Annotated in this window: 14 protein-coding genes; 5 read left to right on the top strand and 9 right to left on the bottom strand. The window is 66.4% G+C overall.

Going from position 1 to position 19,092, the window contains the following annotated elements; genetic code table 11:
* Positions 1-132 precede the first annotated feature (132 nt).
* Positions 133-2,607, bottom strand: a complete 2,475-nt coding sequence (hrpB, locus tag D6B98_RS27710; RefSeq protein WP_164718902.1) for an ATP-dependent helicase HrpB — start codon at positions 2,605-2,607, stop codon at positions 133-135.
* Between the two features lie 128 nt (positions 2,608-2,735).
* A complete protein-coding gene (locus D6B98_RS27700; protein WP_126260206.1) occupies positions 2,736-4,052 on the bottom strand; it encodes a UDP-glucose dehydrogenase family protein in 1,317 nt (438 codons plus the stop codon).
* Between the two features lie 200 nt (positions 4,053-4,252).
* Here D6B98_RS27700 and D6B98_RS27695 point away from each other — a divergent pair, with 200 nt between their 5' ends.
* The 3 genes from D6B98_RS27695 (at position 4,253) to D6B98_RS27685 (ending at position 9,415) form a co-directional block, all read left to right on the top strand.
* A complete protein-coding gene (locus D6B98_RS27695; RefSeq protein WP_126260205.1) occupies positions 4,253-5,320 on the top strand; it encodes an acyltransferase family protein in 1,068 nt (355 codons plus the stop codon).
* Between the two features lie 194 nt (positions 5,321-5,514).
* Entirely contained in the window at positions 5,515-8,595 is a 3,081-nt protein-coding gene (gene polA / locus D6B98_RS27690; protein ID WP_126260204.1) for a DNA polymerase I, read from the top strand.
* Between the two features lie 184 nt (positions 8,596-8,779).
* Positions 8,780-9,415: a LysE family translocator gene (locus D6B98_RS27685; protein ID WP_126260203.1), complete on the top strand. Its 636-nt coding sequence runs from the start codon at positions 8,780-8,782 to the stop codon at positions 9,413-9,415.
* 182 nt (positions 9,416-9,597) lie between these two features.
* Here the strand turns inward: D6B98_RS27685 and D6B98_RS27680 are convergent, their stop codons facing one another.
* Positions 9,598-10,224: a glutathione S-transferase family protein gene (locus D6B98_RS27680; protein ID WP_126260202.1), complete on the bottom strand. Its 627-nt coding sequence runs from the start codon at positions 10,222-10,224 to the stop codon at positions 9,598-9,600.
* A gap of 183 nt (positions 10,225-10,407) precedes the next feature.
* On the opposite strand from D6B98_RS27680, the gene pyrE reads away from it, so the two are divergent.
* Together pyrE and D6B98_RS27670 are read left to right on the top strand one after the other, a co-directional pair.
* Positions 10,408-10,971, top strand: a complete 564-nt coding sequence (pyrE, locus tag D6B98_RS27675; RefSeq protein ID WP_126260201.1) for an orotate phosphoribosyltransferase — start codon at positions 10,408-10,410, stop codon at positions 10,969-10,971.
* Positions 10,972-11,217: 246 nt separating this feature from the next.
* Positions 11,218-11,973 carry a DUF2865 domain-containing protein gene (locus tag D6B98_RS27670; protein WP_164718925.1) on the top strand — a complete coding sequence of 252 codons (756 nt, stop codon included), beginning with the start codon at positions 11,218-11,220 and terminating at the stop codon, positions 11,971-11,973.
* A gap of 116 nt (positions 11,974-12,089) precedes the next feature.
* Here D6B98_RS27670 and D6B98_RS27665 read toward each other — a convergent pair whose 3' ends face one another.
* From D6B98_RS27665 to D6B98_RS27640, 6 genes are all read right to left on the bottom strand, one after another.
* The gene (locus tag D6B98_RS27665; RefSeq protein ID WP_126260200.1) at positions 12,090-12,521 is read right to left on the bottom strand and encodes a hypothetical protein; all 432 of its coding nucleotides are present in this window, start codon (positions 12,519-12,521) and stop codon (positions 12,090-12,092) included.
* 119 nt (positions 12,522-12,640) lie between these two features.
* Positions 12,641-13,339, bottom strand: coding sequence for a ligase-associated DNA damage response endonuclease PdeM (pdeM, locus tag D6B98_RS27660; RefSeq protein ID WP_126260199.1), 699 nt, complete (start codon positions 13,337-13,339; stop codon positions 12,641-12,643).
* Positions 13,340-13,458: 119 nt separating this feature from the next.
* Complete coding sequence (locus D6B98_RS27655) at positions 13,459-16,035, bottom strand: ligase-associated DNA damage response DEXH box helicase (RefSeq protein ID WP_126260198.1); 2,577 nt, start codon at positions 16,033-16,035, stop codon at positions 13,459-13,461.
* 303 nt (positions 16,036-16,338) lie between these two features.
* Positions 16,339-16,704 carry a nuclear transport factor 2 family protein gene (locus D6B98_RS27650; RefSeq protein WP_126260197.1) on the bottom strand — a complete coding sequence of 122 codons (366 nt, stop codon included), beginning with the start codon at positions 16,702-16,704 and terminating at the stop codon, positions 16,339-16,341.
* A gap of 154 nt (positions 16,705-16,858) precedes the next feature.
* A complete protein-coding gene (locus D6B98_RS27645; RefSeq protein ID WP_126260196.1) occupies positions 16,859-17,209 on the bottom strand; it encodes a RidA family protein in 351 nt (116 codons plus the stop codon).
* A gap of 167 nt (positions 17,210-17,376) precedes the next feature.
* Positions 17,377-19,035, bottom strand: a complete 1,659-nt coding sequence (locus D6B98_RS27640) for an FAD-binding dehydrogenase (protein WP_126260195.1) — start codon at positions 19,033-19,035, stop codon at positions 17,377-17,379.
* Positions 19,036-19,092 lie beyond the last annotated feature (57 nt).

The following is a 19,092-nucleotide window of genomic DNA, read 5'->3' as shown; positions in this document are numbered from 1 at the left end:
CAATCATTCCAGGTCCTCATCCTGAGGAGCCCGCTGAAAGCGGGCGTCTCGAAGGATGGCCCCACGTGAGATCCGGGCCTGCATGGTTCGAGACGCGCGTTCCGCGCTCCTCACCATGAGGGTCTGCTTCTGTCACGTCCCGCGCGGTTTCGCCCGCCGGGTCGGCGGCGCATTGGCCGGATCGTCGGGCCAGGGGTGGCGCGGGTAGCGGCCGCGCAGGTCGGAGCGCACCGCGCTGTAGCTGCCGCGCCAGAAGCCTGGGAGATCACGCGTCACCTGCACCGGGCGCTGTGCCGGCGATAGCAGCTCCAGCACCAGCGGCACCTTGCCGGCCGCGATCGAGGGATGGGTGTTGAGGCCGAACAATTCCTGCAGCCGCACCGCGATGGTCGGCCCCTGCTCGGCCTCGTAGTCGATCGCGAGCACGCTCCCTGTGGGCGTCTCGAAATGCGTCGGCGCCTCGCGGTCGAGCCGCGCGCGCATCTCCCAGGGCAGCAGCGCCATCAGCGCGTCGGAGAGATCGCCGGGGGAAATGTCCTTGAGCGCGATCTTGTCGTAGAGCGCCGGGACCAGCCAGTCGTCGCGCCGCGCGATCAATCCGTCATCGGACAGATCGGGCCAGCTGTCGCCCTCGGCCTTGCGCAAGAACATCACGCGGTCGCGCCATTGCTTGGCGGCCTTCGACCACGGCAGGCGGTCGAGACCGGCGGCGATCAATCCATCGGCGAGAATGCGCGCGGTGTCCTCGGAGGGCGACAGTGCGAGGGTGGCTTCCGACAGCGTGATCGCATGCAGCACGCGCTTGCGCCGCGCCCGCAGCGCCATCGCGCCACGGTCGAACGAAATCTCGTCGGCGGTCTCGATGTGCTCGGCAAAATGCCGCTCGATCTCGTCCTCGGTGATTGGCGCGGCGAGCAGGATCCGCCCGCTCGCCGCCGTGCCGGTCATCTCGCCGATCGCGATATAGGGAGCGCGGGCGAGCGAGGAGGTCTGCTCGACGGCGGCGCCGCGGCCATTGGCAAGCACGAAGCTGCCGTTGCCGCGATTGCGCGCGACGCGGTCCGGGAACGCATAAGCGAGCATCAAACCGGTCGAGAGATCTTCCTGCGGCCCGGCCTTCTCGGATGCCGCCACCTGCGCGGCCCAGCGCCGCGCGAGGTCGCGCGCGCTTGACGCGCGCGGCGAGCGATCGCGGCGGAACTGATCCCGCCGGTGCTCGAGATCGACGCTGTCGCCGCCAAGCCCGCGCTCGGTGATGATGGCGGCGATCTCGGCTGCGGCCTCGCCTTCGCCCGCACGATGCGAATCCACGATCATGCGCGCCAGCCGCGGCGGCAGCGCCAGTGCGCGCAGGCTCTTGCCCTCCGCGGTGATACGGCCGTCGCCGTCGAGCGCGTTGAGCTCGGTCAGCAGGCTCTTCGCTTCCTTCCAGGCCGGCCCGGGCGGCGGATCGAGGAACGACAGCGTGGCGGGATCGCTGACGCCCCATTGCGCGAGATCGAGCACCAACGAGGATAGATCCGCGCTGAGGATTTCCGGCTGGGTGTAGGGCGCAAGCGAAGCCGTTTGCGGCTCGTCCCAGAGCCGGTAGCAGACACCGGGCTCGGTGCGGCCGGCGCGACCGCGGCGCTGGTCCACCGCCGCGCGGGAGGCGCGCACGGTCTCGAGCCGCGTCAGGCCGATGTCGGGCTCGTAGCGCGGCACGCGGGCGAGCCCGGAATCGACCACGATGCGCACGCCCTCGATCGTCAGCGAGGTCTCCGCGATCGAGGTCGCCAGCACCACCTTGCGCGTGCCCTTGGGCGCCGGCGCGATGGCACGGTCCTGCACGGCGGCGTCGAGCGCGCCGAACAGCGGCACGATCTCGATCGAAGCGTCCTGCACGCGCTCGGAAAGGAAATTCTGGGTGCGGCGGATTTCGGCGGCGCCCGGCAGGAAGGCCAGCACCGAGCCGCTGTCGGCCCGCAGCGCGGTTGCGATCGCGTCCGCCATCTGCCGCTCGATCGGCGCATCCGCCTTGCGGCCGAGATAGCGCGTCTCGACGGGGAAGGCGCGGCCCTCGCTCTCGACGACGGGCGCATCGCCCAGAAGCCTTGCCACGCGCGCACCGTCGAGCGTTGCCGACATCACGAGGATGCGCAGATCTTCGCGCAGGCCGGTTTGCGCGTCGCGGGCCAGCGCAAGGCCCATGTCGGCATCGAGCGAGCGCTCGTGGAATTCATCGAACAGCACGGCGGCAACGCCTGACAGTTCGGGATCGTCGAGGATCTGGCGGGTGAAGATGCCCTCGGTCACCACCTCGATGCGCGTCGTGCGCGAGATCTTCGAACCGAAGCGGACGCGGTAGCCGACGGTCTCGCCAGGGCGCTCGCCCAGCGACTTGGCCATGCGGTCGGCGCTGGCACGCGCCGCGATACGGCGCGGCTCCAGCACGATGATCTTCCTGCCCCTGGCCCAGGGCGCATCGAGCAAGGCCAGCGGCACGCGCGTGGTCTTGCCGGCCCCGGGCGGCGCCACCAGCACGGCGGCACTATTGGCCTCCAGCGTGCGCGAGAGCTCGTCGAGCACGGCATCGATCGGGAGGGGCGTGTCGAAACTGCGGGGCAAGATCTATCAACCCGTCATGCCCGGCCTCGTGCCGGGCATCCACGTTCTTTCATCTGGCAGTGAACAAGACGTGGATGGCCGGGACAAGCCCGGCCATGACGGTTTCGTTCAAAGAGAATGTGCAGCAATCAGCCCTGCACCGGCGGGCGGCCGACGCTTTCATAGACGAAGCCGGCCGCTTCCATGTCCTCGGGGCGGTAGATGTTGCGCAGGTCAACGACGACGGGCTGCGCCATGACGCTCTTCAGCCGGTCGAGATCGAGCGCGCGGAACTGCACCCATTCGGTGACGATGACGAGCGCATCGGCGCCTTGCGCGCAGGAATAGGCGTCCTCGCAATAGGTGATGTCAGGCAGCTCACCCTTGGCCTGCTCCATGCCAACGGGATCGAACGCCTTGACCTTCGCGCCCATGTCGATCAGGCCTGTGACCAGCGGGATCGACGGTGCATCACGCATGTCGTCGGTATCGGGCTTGAAGGTGAGGCCGAGCACGGCGACGGTCTTGCCGCGCAAATTGCCGCCAAGCACCTGGCTCACCTTGCGCGCCATCGCGCGCTTGCGGTTTTCGTTCACGGCCAGCACGGATTCGACGATGCGCAAGGAGACGTCGTAATCCTGCGCGATCTTGATCAGCGCCTTGGTGTCCTTGGGGAAGCACGAGCCGCCGAAGCCGGGACCGGCATGCAGGAACTTGGTGCCGATGCGGTTGTCGAGGCCGATGCCGCGCGCGACCTCCTGCACGTTGGCGCCGGCCTTTTCGGACAGGTCCGCGATCTCGTTGATGAAGGTGATCTTGGTCGCCAGGAACGCGTTGGCGGCGTATTTGATCATCTCGGCGGTGCGGCGCGCGGTGAACATCAGCGGCGCCTGGTTCAGCGACAGCGGCCGATAGATGTCGCCCATCACCTTGCGGCCGCGCTCGTCGGAGGTGCCGACGACGACGCGATCGGGAAACTTGAAGTCACGGATCGCCGCGCCCTCGCGCAGGAACTCGGGGTTCGAGGCGACCACGACGTCGGCGTTGGGATTGGCCTCGCGGATGATGCGCTCGACCTCGTCGCCAGTGCCGACCGGCACGGTCGACTTCGTCACCACGACAGTGAAGCCGGAAAGCGACTGCGCGATCTCCTTCGCGGCCGCATAGACGTAGGACAGATCGGCATGGCCGTCGCCGCGGCGCGAGGGCGTGCCGACCGCGATAAACACGGCATCGGCGTCCGCGACCGGCTTCTTCAGGTCGGTGGTGAAGTCGAGCCGCTTGGCCTTGACGTTGGTCGCAACCAGCTCGTCGAGGCCGGGCTCGTAGATCGGGATCTCGCCGCGGTGGAGCGCCGCGATCTTCTTCTCGTCCTTGTCGACGCAGGTGACGTCGTGACCGAAATCAGCAAAGCAGGCTCCGGACACCAGTCCCACATAGCCCGTGCCGATCATCGCGATACGCATGAAAATCCCTGTTCTAGTTTGGTTAATGAAAACGAAACCCCGGCGCGGTGCGGTTTAGCATTTTCCCGCGGGGAAGGAACAGTCCGCATGCAAAAAAGCGGCATGGGAATTGAACCGGTAAAGAAGTCCGAAACCGCTGGGGCCCACACTGCCCCACACCCGGACAGGACGGGCGAAAAGGCGCCTCGAAAAGGGACACCATGGCACCATCAGGCGCAATCGCAGGGAGCGGGGGCACCAAGGCCCCTTCCACCGCGCGGGTCGACTGGGTCGACTATGCCAAAGGCATCTGCATCATCATGGTCGTGATGATGCATTCGGTGCTGGGGGTCGAGCTCGCCGCCGGCGAGACCGGTTTCATGCACGTGCTCGTAGCCTTCGCAAAGCCGTTCCGGATGCCGGATTTCTTCCTGATCTCGGGCCTGTTCCTGGCGCTTGTGATCGACCGCGACTGGCGGACCTATCTCGACCGCAAGGTGGTGCATTTCGCCTATTTCTATGTCGTCTGGGTGACGATCCAGTTCGGCTTCAAGGCGCCCGCTTTCGCGGCCGACACAAGCTGGCACAACGTTGGCCTCTTGTATCTCGAAGCCTTCATCGAGCCGTTCGGCACGCTGTGGTTCATCTATCTGCTGCCGATCTTCTTCGTCGTCACAAAACTGACACGCAAGCTCCCGCCGCTCGCGATCTGGCTCGTCGCCGCCGCGCTCGAGACGGCCCGCATCACGACCGGCTGGACCGTCATCGACGAGTTCTGCGCGCGCTTCGTCTATTTCTATTCGGGTTATCTGTTCGCGCCTTACGTGTTCGCGCTGTCGGATCGCGCGCGCAAGCATCCGGCGCTTGCGCTCGTGGCGCTCGCCACCTGGGCGCTGGTCAATGCCGGCCTCGTCGTATCGGGGGCCAGCGAATGGAAGCTCGTCTCGCTGCTGCTCGGCTTTGCCGGTGCCTGCGCGATCATCACGATGGGCACGCTGCTCGCACGCGCCCAGTGGATGAACGTCCTGCGCTTCTGCGGCGAGCATTCGATCGTGATCTATCTCGCCTTCTTCCTGCCGATGGCGGCGACCCGGACGCTGCTGCTGCGCAGCGGGATCATCCCTGACATCGGCACGGTGTCGCTGATCGTCACCGTCGCCGGGGTGATCGGCGCGCTCGCGATCTGGCAGGCTGCGCTGCGGCTCAATGCGCGCTTCCTGTTCGAGCGGCCCGACGCGTTCTGGATCGCGCCGAAGAAGGCGGCGCCGGCGTTGCAGGCGGCGGAGTAGCCGCATTCCCGCTGTCGTCGCCCGCTTGACCGGGCGACCCAGTATTCCAGAGACAGCCGTGATCGACCGATAAGCCGCGGCGTACTGGATTCCCCGGTCAAGCCGGGGAATGACAGTGGGGATAGCTGCGCCGACGCCTTAAAAACTCGCTGTCTGAGGCTGTCAAAGCCCGCAAAAATTCATACATTGCGGCCATGCCCAAAACCTCTCCGAAGACCACCGCCAAAGCTGACACCAAGGCCGCGCCCAAAGCCGCCGCCGATACCAAGCCCGCTTCTGCCAAACCTGCTGCCAAACCGGTTGCAGCCAAGTCCGCCGGCAAGGGTGACCACGTGTTCCTGGTCGACGGTTCCTCCTACATCTTCCGCGCCTACCACGCGCTGCCGCCGCTGAACCGCAAATCCGACGGGCTGCAGGTCAACGCCGTGCTCGGCTTCTGCAACATGCTGTGGAAGCTGCTCCGCGAGATGCCCGAGGACAACCGGCCGACGCATCTGGCGATCATCTTCGACAAATCGGAGATCACGTTCCGCAACAAGATCTATCCCGAATACAAGGCGCATAGGCCGCCCGCCCCTGACGACCTGATCCCGCAATTCGCGCTGATCCGCGAGGCGGTGCGCGCCTTCGACCTGCCCTGCCTGGAACAGACCGGCTTCGAGGCCGACGATCTCATCGCAACCTATGTGCGGCAGGCCTGCGAGCGCGGCGCCAGCGCCACCATCGTGTCCTCCGACAAGGACCTGATGCAGCTCGTGACCGATTGCGTCACCATGTACGACACCATGAAGGACCGCCGCATCGGCATCCCGGAGGTGATCGAGAAATTCGGCGTTCCCCCGAACAAGGTGGTGGAGGTGCAGGCGCTGGCCGGCGATTCCACCGACAACGTGCCCGGCGTGCCCGGCATCGGCATCAAGACCGCCGCGCAGCTGATCACCGAATATGGCGACCTCGACCAATTGCTGTTCCGCGCCGGCGAGATCAAGCAGCCGAAGCGGCGCGAGGCGCTGCTCGAGAATGCGGAGAAGGCCCGCATCTCGCGGCAACTCGTGCTGCTCGACGACAAGGTCGAGCTCGAGGTGCCGCTCGACGACCTCGCCGTCCACGAGCCGGACGCGCGCAAGCTGATCGCGTTCCTCAAAGCGATGGAATTCACCACGCTGACGCGGCGCGTCGCCGAATATGCGCAGATCGATCCCGCCAATGTCGATGCCGACCCGGGCTATGCCCGCGGCGCCAGTGTGTTCACGCCGCTGCCGCCCTCGGACGTCGTGCCCGCACCGAGGACCGGCACGCCGGCGCAAGCCGCGCCTGGCCGCCCCAACAAGTCGGCAAGCAAGGAGGACAAGGCTGCGAGCCCGAAGGGCGCGCCGATCTCGCTCGCCGCCGCGCGTGAAGAGGCGCTGCGCAAGCTTCCGGTCGATCGCAGCAAGTACCAGGCGATCAAGACGCTTGGGGAGCTCAACGCCTTCATCGCGCGCGTCCACGATGCCGGTCATGTCGCGATCGAGATCAAGGCCAACTCGATCGATCCGATGCAGGCCGATCTCTGCGGCATCGCGCTGGCGCTGGCGCCGAACGATGCCTGCTACGTGCCGCTGGCGCACAAGCAGTCCGGCGGCGGGGCGGGCCTGTTCGACGCGGGCCTCGCGCCGGATCAGGTCAAGCATGCGGATGCGATCGCAGCGCTGCGGCCGGTGCTGGAATCGGCAGGCATCCTCAAGATCGGCTTCGACGTCAAATTCACCGCCGTGATGCTGGCGCAGCACGGCGTCACCCTGCGCAACATCGACGATGCGCTCCTGATCTCCTATGTGCTCGATGCCGGCCGCGGCTCCCAAGCGCCGGAATCGCTGTCCGAACGCTGGTTCGGTCATGCCGTGATGAAGGAGAACGAGCTGCTCGGCAGCGGCAAGGGCAAGATCACCTTCGACCAGGTGCCGATCGACAAGGCCGCCGCGCTGTCGGCCGAGGGCGCCGACGTCGCCTTGCGGCTCTGGCGGGTGCTGAAGCCGCGCCTCGTCGCCGAGCACATGACCACGGTCTATGAGACGCTGGAGCGGCCGCTGGTCTCCGTGCTCGCGCGCATGGAGCGGCGCGGCATCTCGATCGACCGCCAGGTGCTGTCGCGGCTGTCCGGCGACTTTGCCCAGACCGCCGCGCGCGTCGAGGCCGAGATCCAGGAGATCGCGGGCGAGCCGGTCAATGTCGGCAGCCCCAAGCAGATCGGCGATATCCTGTTCGGCAAGATGGGACTATCAGGCGGCACCAAGACCAAGACCGGCGCGTGGTCGACCACGGCGCAGGTGCTGGACGAACTCGCCGAGCAGGGCCACGACTTCCCGAAGAAGATCCTGGAGTGGCGCCAGGTCTCGAAACTGAAATCGACCTACACCGACGCGCTGCCGAACTATGTCAATCCGCAGACCCATCGCGTGCACACGACCTACGCGCTGGCCGCGACCACGACGGGCCGGCTGTCCTCGAACGAGCCGAACCTGCAGAACATCCCGGTGCGCACCGAGGACGGCCGAAAGATCCGCCGCGCCTTTATCGCGACGCCCGGGCACAAGCTGGTCTCGGCGGATTATTCGCAGATCGAGCTGCGGCTGCTCGCCGAGATCGCCGACATTCCCGTGCTGAAGCAGGCATTCCGCGACGGCCTCGACATTCACGCCATGACGGCGTCGGAGATGTTCGGCGTGCCGATCAAGGGCATGCCGAGCGAGATCCGCCGTCGCGCCAAGGCGATCAATTTCGGCATCATCTACGGCATCTCGGCGTTCGGCCTCGCCAACCAGCTCGGCATCGCGCGTGAGGAAGCCTCCGCCTATATCAAGAAATATTTCGAGCGCTTCCCCGGCATCCGCGCCTACATGGACGAGACGCGGGACTTCTGCCGCAGCCACGGCTACGTCACCACGCTGTTCGGCCGCAAATGCCACTACCCCGACATCAAGGCCTCCAACGCCTCGGTGCGCGCCTTCAACGAGCGCGCCGCGATCAACGCGCGGCTCCAGGGCACCGCCGCCGACATCATCCGCCGCGCCATGACGCGGGTCGAGGACGCGCTCGTCGCGAAGAAGCTGTCGGCGCAGATGCTGCTGCAGGTGCATGACGAGTTGATCTTCGAGGTGCCCGACGCCGAGGTCGAGGCGACGCTCCCCGTCGTGCAGCACGTGATGCAGGACGCGCCGTTCCCGGCCGTGCTGCTCTCGGTGCCGCTGCACGTGGACGCGCGCGCGGCGAACAATTGGGACGAGGCGCATTGATCTCTTCCTTCACCTCTCCCCGCTTGCGGGGAGAGGTCGGATCGCTCTTGCGATCCGGGTGAGGGGGTACAGGTCCCACCGCCGAATGCGTAGCGAGATGCTGAATTGTCCTCCGAGCAATTGCGCGATGGTCCGGCACGGCCTCGCATATTAGAACCAGTGCATCTCCCGCACCGGTTCAGCCATGCCCCACACCTCCGCCCTGCTCGGCTTCGCCCTCGTCAGCCTTGGCCTCGTGCTCACGCCGGGACCGAACATGATCTATCTGATCTCGCGCTCGATCACGCAGGGGCCGGCGGCCGGCATCGTCTCGCTCGGCGGCGTCGCGCTCGGCTTCGTGTTCTACATGCTGTGCGCGGCGTTCGGCATCACGGCGCTGCTGCTCGCCATTCCCTTTGCCTATGACGCGCTGCGCTTTGCCGGCGCAGGTTATCTGCTCTGGCTCGCCTGGCAGGCGGTGAAGCCGGGCGGACGATCACCGTTCCAGGTCAGGAAGCTCGCGATCGACAGCCCGCGCAAATTGTTCGCGATGGGCTTCGTCACCAACCTGCTCAATCCGAAGATCGCGATGCTGTACCTGGCGCTGCTGCCGCAATTCATCGATCCCGCCGCCGGCAGCGTGCTGACGCAGTCGATCATTCTGGGCGCAATCCAGATCGCGATCAGCGTCAGCGTCAATGCGATGATCGCGCTGGCGGCCGGCTCGATCGCGCTGTTCCTGGCGAACCGGCCGAGCTGGATGCTGGTGCAGCGCTGGCTGATGGGCACCGTGCTGGCCGGGCTGGCGGTGCGGATGGCGGTGGAGGCGAAGAAGGTGTGAGGCGCTTTCTTCACCCTCCCCTGGAGGGGGAGGGTCGGCGCGCGATCGAGCGGAGCGAGATTGCGTGACGGGGTGGGGTGACGGTCTCTCCCCGTCCAACAGTGCCCGCGTGGAGAGATCACCCCACCCCGCTCGCGCTTCGCGCGATCGACCCTCCCCCTCCAGGGGAGGGTAAGCGAAGCTCAATCCAGCTTCGCCTCCATCCCCCGCTTCACCCCGGGCCGGGCCATCAGGGCCTCGTACCAGCGCTTGACGTTGGGGAAGTCGGCCAGATCAACCTTGTGGCGAGGGTGGCGCCAGGCCCAGCCCAGGATGGCAAAATCGGCAATCGAGAGCTCGCCGGCGACGAAGTCGCGTCCGTCCAGGCGGCGGTCGAGCACACCGTAGAGCCGGCGCGTCTCCGCCATGTAGCGCTTCAGGCCGTAGGCGCGATCCTGCTCGTTCTCGAGCGCAATGAAATGGTGCACCTGGCCCGGCATCGGACCGAAGCCGCCCATCTGCCACATCAGCCATTCGTAGACGGGGATCCGCTGACCAAGCGATTTCGGCAGGAATTTGCCGGTCTTTTCACCGAGATAGAGCAGGATCGCGCCGGATTCGAAGATGCTGACGGGCTTGCCGTCCGGCCCTTCGGGGTCGACGATCGCGGGGATCTTGTTGTTCGGGGACAGCTTGAGGAACTCCGGCGCCATCTGCTCGCCCTTGGTGATGTTGACCGGGATCACCTTGTAGGGCAGCCCCATCTCCTCCAGCGCGACCGAGATCTTGCGGCCGTTCGGCGTGTTCCAGGTGTGCAGCTCGATGGTCATCCCGTTTCCTTCCCGAGGAGGCGTCGCGCCCGATCCGGGCTCTCAACTACTCCAGAAGGTCGCGGCCCCACAACCGGCGGCCGGGGATGGCCGATCCCTGTTGACGAGGGACACACCCTCTGGAATGTCGCTCCCGTCGCGGATAAATTCCGCCTCCTCCAAAAAGCTGTTCGAGGGACCGCCGTGTCGAAATCTGCCTCCCGCGCCCGCCTGTTCGAAATCATCCGCCGGCGCTCATTCGGCCGCGGCGAGGTGACGCTCGCGTCGGGCCGCAAGAGCGATTTCTACTTCAACCTGAAGCCGACCATGCTCGACCCCGAGGGCGCGACCCTGCTCGCCGAGCTGACTTACGAGGCGCTGAAGGACGACAATCTCGATTTCATCGGCGGCCTCGAGATGGGCGCGGTGCCGCTTGCCGGTGCGCTGGCGCAGATCTCCTGGATCAAGGGCCATCCGATCGCAGCGTTCTTCGTGCGCAAGAAGCCAAAGGAGCACGGCGCCAAGCTCGCGATCGAGGGCCTGCCGAAGGGCGAGACGCTCGCAGGCAAGCGCGTCGTGATCGTCGAGGACGTCACCACGACCGGCGGCTCGGCGATGAAGGCGGTGGAATCCGTGCGCGAGGCCGGCGCCAATGTGGTGCTGGTGCTGACCATGGTCGACCGCGAGGAAGGCGCCACCGACACGTTCGGCGCGGCCGGCCTGCCGTTCCGCTCGCTCTACAAGGCCTCGGAATTCTTGAAGGCGTAAGAGAGGACGATTGCTTCTCCGTCGGCATGCCCGAGCGTGCCCCGGCAGCAACGCCGTCCGTGAAGCTGCGCGCGGCCATAAAGAGATCACCGCCTCGTCTTGAAACCGCCTCCACGCAACCGCTCATTTACCATCGCGCATTACGGTGAATCGTGTGCTGGAGACATCGAACGGTCCTGACCGGTTCCGTAGCGTCGGGTGGAGTGAGCTGTGCGTACAGAGTTGTCCCATACGCGGCGTCGCGTGATGCTCGCAGCCGTCATGGTTGCGGTTCCCATGCTTGTGGCCCCGGCCCCGGTTTCGGCCGAAGGCCTGTTCGACTTCCTGTTCGGCGGAATGCAGCGGCCGCAACCACAGCAGCCGAACTCCTACTCCGATCCCTCCACAGGCCAGCAGAATCCGCAATATGTACCGCCGGCACGCTCGGCCGCAGCCGGTGGCTCGGGCCCGGCTTTCTGCGTGCGCAGCTGCGATGGCAAGTATTTCCCGCTGATGCGAGGCATGGTCTCACCAGTGCAGATGTGTCAGGCCTTCTGCCCTGCCACCGCGACAAAGGTCTATTTTGGATCCAGCATCGACGGTGCCTATTCGCAGACCGGCGAGCGCTACGCCGACAGCGAGAACGCGTTCGCCTATCGCAAGGCGCTGCGCGCCGACTGCACCTGCAACGGCCGTGATCCGGTTGGCCTCGCCCCGGTCGATCTTGCACTGGATTCGTCGCTGAAGGCCGGCGACGTGATCGCCACCACCGACGGCCTCGTTGCCTATACCGGCATCCGCGTCGGCAACGACCAGGCCGCGGACTTCACCCCGGTTGCGTCCTATCCCGGCCTCACCGCCCAGGTCCGCGCCCGCCTCGGCGAAATGAAGGTGGCCCCGGTGCGGGCAGAGACGGTGTCGGCAGATGCCCCTGCCGCAGAGATCGTGCGTGAGGCGCTGCCCGATGTGACCGTGCCGAAGACGACGGCGCAGAAACCGGCGAAGCGGGCGGGGTTGGATTAGCCCAAGCTCTCACCACGCCGTCATTGCGAGCGTAGCGAAGCAATCCAGAATCCCTCGACGGAGGCACTCTGGATTGCTTCGTCGCAAGTGCTCCTCGCAATGACGGAGGACGGCGATCACCTCCCGATGATCACCCCGATCACGTTCGGCGCCGCCAGATATTTCTCCTCGATCGCCGCGCGCGCGGCGGCGCGGTTGTCCGGCGTCAACAGGCCGCGCTTCTCGGCCAGGATCATCCAGCAGAAGCCCCACCAGTCGGTCAGCATGCCGTGATCGCCGACGAGGTCGTAGCCCTGCTCGGCCGCGAAGATGCGCGCCTCCGCTTCGTCCAGCGTGTCGAGAAACAGATGATCCTCGGTCGAGAACAGATCGTCGCTGATGTCGTCGATGGTATAGCCCCAGATCGACTGGCACACCGCGTTGAACTCGCGGTCGAACTGGTCGTCGTCGATGCGCTGGCGCCGCGCCGCCTGATGCAGCCGCGACAGCGATCGCGCGAAATCGGCGATCCGGGTGAGGGCGAATTGATCGAAGGCGATGGTGGACATCTAGTCCTCGCAAAGTCTGACAGACGCTAGATATTGTGCCGGCGATGCGCCGAATCACAATGATATATCAAAGACTTGCTAAAGTGTTCTTAATTTGTTCTGAGACGACCCGGAAAATCTCAGGAACAGCGCGAGGCGGCAATGGCGTGGACGCGGCGGTCGCCAAGCAGATGGGCGACGAAGCCATCGGCGGGGAAGATCTTCGCGAATGCGGCGTCGCGGATGCTGAGGCCGCCGGCATAGGCACCGAACGCCGGCATCACCGCGCGCATCCCGTCGGAGGCGAAGCAGCGGCGCTCCATGGAGCGGCCGCGCGCGGACACGCGCGCCTTGGGGTGAAGATGGCCGGCGATCTCGCCGTGCGCGCCGGTCGGCTCGTGACGGAAGGTGATCGGGCCGATCGCGACCTCCTCGGCGACGGTGCCGCCGAGATCAGGCGGCAGCATCGGATCGTGGTTGCCGGAGATCCAGATCCAGTCGCGGCCGCTCTGCAGCGCGCCGACGGCCTCGCGATCGTCCGGCGACAACCGTTCATGCGCCGTGCGGTCGTGAAAGCTGTCGCCGAGGGCGATCACCATTCGGGGATCGTGGCGGGCGATGACGGCGGCAAGACGGCTCAGCGTCGCCAGCGTATCGTAGGGCGGCAGCAGCACGCCGCGCGTGGCGAAGCTGGAGCCCTTTTCCAGATGCAGGTCGGAGACGACGAGCAGGCGCTGCTCTTCCCAGAACAGCGCGCCGGAGAGATCGGCGTGCAGCGCGATGCCTGCGACGTCAACGTGCCGCGTCGAAGTTATCGATACCGCCACACTCTCCGTCATGGCCGGGCTTGTCCCGGCCATCCGCGTTCTTGCCGCGAAGACAAAGACGTGGATGCCCGGGTCAAGCCCGGGCATGACGTGGAGAGAATTGAGCCCCCAAAAAACATTGCTGCAGCAGTCTACGAGATCGCCTCTTTGACGAGCTCGTCAGCCGCTTCGGCCAGGAGCTCGTCTGCAGCTTCGCCATAAACTGACTCGCGGCCGATTTCCAGCATCACGGGAACTGCGAGCGGCGAGACGTGGTCGAGTTCCCGGAGCGTGATGCGCCCCTGGATGCGCATCAGCATGTCGCTGAGGCGGCGCAGATCGAGCAGGCCGGTGGCAGCATCAGCGCGCGCGGCGCGCAACAGGACGTGATCGGCCTGGTGCTTGCGCAGCACGTCATAGACGAGATCGGTCGAGAACAGCACCTGGCGGCGGCTCTTCTCCTCGCCCGTATGCCGGCGCGCGATCAGGCCCGAGATGATCGCGCAATTGCGGAAGGTGCGCTTCATCAAGGCCGACTCGGCGAGCCAGGCTTCGAGATCGTCGCCGAGCATATCGGGGTCGAACAGCGCATCAAGGTCGATCCGGCCGTCGCGGATCATGAAGGACATGTCGCCGAGCGCCCAGACCGCGATGGCATATTCATTGGCGACGAAGCCGAGCGGCCGGGCGCGGGCGCGCTCCAGCCGCCGCGTCAGCAGCATGCCGAGGGTCTGGTGCGCGAGCCGGCCTTCGAACGGGTAGCAGACCAGATAATGCTTGTTGGCGCGCGGGAAGCTCTCGACCAGCAGCTCGCGCACCGCCGGCACTTTGCTGACGTCCTTCTGCTGCGACAGCCAGTCGCGCACCTGCTCCGGCAGGCCGCCCCAGGCGCGGCCGTCATCGAGCAGGCGGCGCACGCGTTCGGCGAGATAGGTCGAGAGCGGAAACTTGCCGCCCATATAGGACGGCACCTTCGGGTCCTTGTCATGCGCGCGCGAGACGTAGACCTGGTCCTCGACCAGGGTCTCGTAGCGCACCACCTCGCCCGAGAACACGAAGGTATCGCCGGGGCTGAGGCCCTCGATGAAGGCCTCCTCGATCTCGCCGAGCAGCCGGCCGCCGCGGGCGATCACGCCGGTCGATCCGCTACCGCCGCCGCGCGAGCGCACCAGCCGCACCTTCAGCATGTCGTCCTCGACGATGGTGCCGACATTCATCCGGTAGCTTTGCCGCACCTTGGGATTGGCGACGCGCCAGCGCCCCTCCTTGTCCTGCTTGATGCGGGCGAAGCGCTCATAGGTCTTGAGCGCGTAGCCGCCGGAGGCGACGAAATCGACGACATCGTCGAAATCCTGCCGCGACAGCTCGGCGTAAGGCGCTGCGGTGCGAACCTCGGCATAAAGCCCGTCGGAAAGGAACGGCTCGCCGCAGGCACAGCCGAGCACATGCTGGGCCAGCACGTCCAGCGCCCCGGTGCGCAGGGGCGGCGTGTCCTGCGCGTTCTCGGCAATGGCGTCGATCGCGGCGCGGCACTCCAGCACCTCGAAACGGTTGGCCGGCACCAGCACCGCGCGCGAGGCCTCGTCGAGGCGATGATTGGCGCGGCCGATGCGCTGCATCAGGCGCGAGGAGCCCTTGGGTGCGCCGATATTGACGACGAGATCAACATCGCCCCAGTCGACGCCGAGGTCGAGCGAAGAGGTGCAGACCACGCCGCGCAGTTTTCCTGCCGACATTGCGTCCTCGACCTTGCGGCGCTGGGCGACGTCGAGCGAGCCGTGATGCAGCGCGATCGCGAGGCCGTCGTCGTTCATGCTCCAGAGATTCTGGAACAGCATCTCGGCCTGGCTGCGCGTGTTGACGAAGACCAGCGTGGTCTTGTTCGCCTTGATCAGCTCGTAGATTTCGGGGAGCGCGTGGCGCGCGCTGTGGCCGGCCCAGGGCAGCCGCTCGCGCGTATCGAGCATCTCGACCACAGGCGGCGCGGCACCGCCGGCGACGACGATGTCGGCTGCTCGCTCCTTGCCGTCGGGCTGCGGCACCAGGAAGCGCGCGAGCTGCTCCGGCTCGGCCACGGTTGCCGACAGGCCGATCGCACGCAGCTGCGGTGCGAGCCGCCACAGCCGCGCGAGGCCGAGCGAGAGCAGATCGCCGCGCTTGGAGGTCACCAGCGCATGCAGCTCGTCGAGCACGATGCGCTTCAGGGAGGAAAACAGGAACGGTGCGTCGTCCGAGGACAGCAGCAATGCAAGCTGCTCCGGCGTCGTCAGCAGCACATCCGGCGGATAGCGCCGCTGCCGCTGCCGGCGCGACACCGGCGTGTCGCCGGTGCGGGTTTCGACCTTGATCGGCAACGCCATCTCCGCGATCGGCCGCTCCAGATTGCGCGCAATGTCGACGGCGAGCGCCTTCAGGGGCGAGATGTAGAGCGTGTGCAGGCCGCCGGTTCGTTGCACGCTGCGGCCGGTGGAGACGAGGCTTTTCTTCTCAGCCGCCTTCCGTTCGGCCGTCTCGGTCGACAGCTCCACCAGCGTCGGCAAAAATCCCGCGAGCGTCTTGCCGGCGCCGGTCGGCGCGATCAGCAGCGCGCTGGCGTCCTCGCGCGCCTTCTCCAGCAGCGCCAATTGATGCGCGCGCGGCGACCAGCCGCGGCCTGCGAACCATTGCTGGAAGCGGCTGGGCAGCAGCGCGGCGGGCTCGGCCGATGCTTGGAGGATACGGGGCGGCACGGCATGACAGGTAAGCCGTGGGGAACGCTTCGTCGAGGGGGTGCGCCCTCCCCCGCCTGCACGAGGAGGGTTATCGCATTCGAAGACTGCCTCTGCGGCCATCCTTCGAGACGCCTGCCTCTGGCGGGCCCTCAGGATGAGGACGGAGTGCGCGGTAGCAGTTTTCAACAACCCGCGATGCCGCTGAGCCTCATCCTGAGGAGACCGCAAAGCGGTCGTCTCGAAGGACGAGGCGTGCGCTCCGATGCCGCTCAGAACCGGATACGACCGCCCTCCCCGCCTGCAGGAGGCGGGCCAGCAGTCTCACGCCCCGGCCGGGACCTGATCGAGAAATCCGGTCACGCTGCTGATGCGGCCGTCCTTCAGCACGGCGAAATCCGTACCCTTGATCGGGCTGTCGCCGCCGTCGGGACCAAGCCCCCACGAGAAGCGGATGCGATCGCCGTAGCCGTTGGGCTCGCCGATCAGGTGGAATTTGAAATCGGGAAAGCGCTGCTGCACGCCGGCGATCAGGGCCTCGATGCCGTCGCGGCCGTCGCCCTTCATCAAGGGATCGACGTAGCTCGCATCACTCGTCCAGTTTTCGCTGAGCAGTTCGCGGCGCCGGCCGGCCGTGCGCTCGTTCCAGAGCTCGATGTAGCGGCGGGCGATGGTGACGGGGTCGGTCATGATGCTCTCCTTCGATGGCGCCGTGTTGTCCGGCTGACCGCACTATCGAAGGTTCACGCGCGAGGATCGATTACCTCGCAGGTCATCGTTGCGCAAAAAAGAGCGCGATGATGTTGTCATCGCGCTCCATCTCGCATGCGAGTTGTTGTGAAGACTACTTCGCGGCAGTCACCATGATCTCGACGGTGTATTGCGGCGCCGCCAGCTTGGCCTCGACGGTGGCGCGCGCGGGGGTGTTGCCGGGCGACACCCAGACGTCCCACACCGCATTCATCTCGCCGAAGGTCTTCATGTCGGTGATGTAGATCGTGGCCGAGAGCAGCTTCGACTTGTCGGTGCCGGCCTTGGCGAGATGGCCGTCGATGGTCGCCAGGATGTCCTGGGTCTGCTTCGTCACGCTTTCGCCGGCGGCCTTGTTGGCGACGACGCCGGCGAGATAGACGGTGTTGCCGTGCACGACGACCTGGCTCATGCGCGGGCCGGTTTCGAAACGCTGGATGCTCATTGGGATCTCCTCACTGGAATGGCGGCCCTGTCTAGCCCAGCACCTCGCACTCTGCCACCCCCGGCACGCATGCGTTGTCCGGCACGCATGCGTAGCCGAACGCGCATGCATTTCCGGGCAGATCTACATCCGAGTCGGGCGATGAGCGGCGCATCGCAGGGTGCGGTTCAGCCCACCGCCTTTGCTGCCGACCGGCCCGCATTGCGGCCCGAGAACAGGCAGCCGCCGAGAAAGGTGCCTTCGAGCGAGCGATAGCCGTGCACGCCGCCGCCGCCGAAGCCGGCGGCTTCGCCGACCGCATAGAGGCCGGGAATGACGCTGCCCTCGCCGCCGAACACGCGGGACTCGAGATCGGTCTCGAAGCCGCCCAGCGTCTTGCGGGTGAGAATGTTGAGCTTGACCGCGATCAGCGGCCCCTGCGCGGGATCCAGGATGCGGTGTGGGGAGGCGGTGCGGATCAGCCTGTCGCCGATATAGCGGCGCGCATTGTGGATGTTCATCACCTGCGCATCCTTGACGTAAGGATTGGCGATCTCGCGGTCGCGCGCCTCGATCTGCGTCCTGATATGCGCGAGCTTGAGGAGGTCGCTGCCGGCGAGCTTGTTCATCTCCGCAACGAGATCCTCGAGCTTGTCGCGTACGATGAAGTCGACGCCATGGCGCTTGAATGCTTCCACCGGCGCCGGCGCGCCCTTGTTGGTGGCGCGGCGCAAGGTCATGCGCCAGCTCTTTCCCGTGAGGTCGGGGTTCTGCTCCGAGCCCGACAGCGCGAACTCCTTCTTGATGATGCTCTGGGTCAGGACGAACCAGGAATAATCGTAGCCCGTCGACATGATGTATTTGAGCTGGCCGAGCGTGTCGGAGCCGGGGAAGAGCGGCGCCGGCAGCCGCGTGCCGGTTGCGTCGAACCACATCGAGGAGGGCCCGGGCAGGATGCGGATGCCGTGGCGCGGCCAGATCGGCGACCAGTTCTGGATGCCCTCGACATAATGCCACATGCGGTCGCGGTTGATCAGCCGCGCGCCTGATTTCTCGGTGATGCCGATCATGCGGCCGTCGACATGCTCGGGCACGCCGGAGATCATGAATTTCGGGGGATCGCCGAGCCGTTTCGGCCAGTTCTGCCGGACCAGCTCGTGATTGCCGCCGATGCCGCCGGAGGCCACGATCACGGCCTGTGCCTTCAGCGCGAACTCGCCGACCACGTGGCGCGAAGAGCTCTTGCCGCGCTCGACAGCGTCGGGGGCGAGGACGGCGCCACTGACACCGTCCACCGTGCCGTTGGTGATCGAGAGCGCGTCGACGCGGTGGCGGAACCTGAAGCTCAGCCGGCCGCTCCTCATCGCCTCGCGCGCGCGGCGCTCGAACGGCTCGACGATGCCGGGCCCGGTGCCCCAGGTGACGTGAAAGCGCGGTACCGAATTGCCGTGCCCCATCGCGTCGTAGCCGCCGCGCTCGGCCCAGCCGACCACGGGGAAGAAGCGATGGCCCATCGCCCGCAGCCAGGCGCGCTTCTCGCCGGCCGCGAAGGCGACATAGGCCTCGGCCCATTGCCGCGGCCAGAAATCCTCGTCGCGGTCGAAGCCGGCGGCGCCGATCCAGTCCTGCATGGCGAGGTCGAAGGAGTCCTTGATGCCGAGCCGGCGCTGCTCCGGCGAATCGACCAGGAACAGGCCGCCGAACGACCAGAATGCCTGGCCGCCAATCGACTGCTCGCCTTCCTGGTCGACCACGATGACGCGCTTGCCCGCGTCGGCAATCTCGGTGGCGGCCACGAGCCCCGACAGTCCCGCCCCGACGACGATGACGTCTGTTTCCTCAGCCATGCACTTCCCCCTCCATGAGTTTCCCCCTGTAGTTGCCCGGATTGAAGCCGGCGGTTG

Source organism: Bradyrhizobium sp. LVM 105 (assembly GCF_003957705.1).
GTDB lineage: Bacteria > Pseudomonadota > Alphaproteobacteria > Rhizobiales > Xanthobacteraceae > Bradyrhizobium > Bradyrhizobium frederickii.
The sequence above is the reverse complement of the archived record's forward strand: the minus strand, read 5'-3'. Positions and strand labels throughout refer to the sequence as shown.

Excerpts from the sequence above, each read along its gene's own strand:
- D6B98_RS27650 (WP_126260197.1), bottom strand. The coding sequence starts at position 16,704 with ATGACCGACCCCGTCACCATCGCCCGCCGCTACATCGAGCTCTGGAAC.
- D6B98_RS27645 (WP_126260196.1), bottom strand. The coding sequence starts at position 17,209 with ATGAGCATCCAGCGTTTCGAAACCGGCCCGCGCATGAGCCAGGTCGTC.
- D6B98_RS27695 (WP_126260205.1), top strand. The coding sequence starts at position 4,253 with ATGGCACCATCAGGCGCAATCGCAGGGAGCGGGGGCACCAAGGCCCCT.
- D6B98_RS27680 (WP_126260202.1), bottom strand. The coding sequence starts at position 10,224 with ATGACCATCGAGCTGCACACCTGGAACACGCCGAACGGCCGCAAGATC.
- polA (WP_126260204.1), top strand. The coding sequence starts at position 5,515 with ATGCCCAAAACCTCTCCGAAGACCACCGCCAAAGCTGACACCAAGGCC.
- D6B98_RS27665 (WP_126260200.1), bottom strand. The coding sequence starts at position 12,521 with ATGTCCACCATCGCCTTCGATCAATTCGCCCTCACCCGGATCGCCGAT.
- D6B98_RS27640 (WP_126260195.1), bottom strand. The coding sequence starts at position 19,035 with ATGGCTGAGGAAACAGACGTCATCGTCGTCGGGGCGGGACTGTCGGGG.
- D6B98_RS27685 (WP_126260203.1), top strand. The coding sequence starts at position 8,780 with ATGCCCCACACCTCCGCCCTGCTCGGCTTCGCCCTCGTCAGCCTTGGC.
- D6B98_RS27670 (WP_164718925.1), top strand. The coding sequence starts at position 11,218 with ATGCTCGCAGCCGTCATGGTTGCGGTTCCCATGCTTGTGGCCCCGGCC.
- pdeM (WP_126260199.1), bottom strand. The coding sequence starts at position 13,339 with ATGACGGAGAGTGTGGCGGTATCGATAACTTCGACGCGGCACGTTGAC.
- D6B98_RS27700 (WP_126260206.1), bottom strand. The coding sequence starts at position 4,052 with ATGCGTATCGCGATGATCGGCACGGGCTATGTGGGACTGGTGTCCGGA.